Annotated in this window: 1 protein-coding gene; it reads left to right on the top strand. The window is 61.0% G+C overall.

Annotation, left to right across the window (positions count from 1 at the left end; translation table 11 throughout):
* On the top strand, nucleotides 1-241 hold a 241-nt coding region (locus tag CN692_RS19295; protein ID WP_142317549.1), incomplete at both ends, for a MurR/RpiR family transcriptional regulator.

The following is a 241-nucleotide window of genomic DNA, read 5'->3' as shown; positions in this document are numbered from 1 at the left end:
CGGCAGCTACCGCGAGCAGATGCGCAGCGTGCGCGCCAATGACCTGGTGATCGCCATCAGCTTCACCCCGTACGGCAAGGAAACCCAGCACTGCCTGCGCATTGCCCAGCACCATCAGGCCAAAACCCTGATCATCACCGACAGCAACCTCTCGCCCCTGGCAAAACGCGCCAACACTGTGCTGCTGGTCAACGAAGGCAGTTCGTTTGCGTTTCGTTCGTTGAGTGCGACGCTGTGCCTG

It is taken from the genome of Bacillus sp. AFS002410 (assembly GCF_002556365.1).
In the GTDB taxonomy this organism is placed as follows: domain Bacteria; phylum Bacillota; class Bacilli; order Bacillales; family Bacillaceae_G; genus Gottfriedia.
The sequence above is the reverse complement of the archived record's forward strand: the minus strand, read 5'-3'. Positions and strand labels throughout refer to the sequence as shown.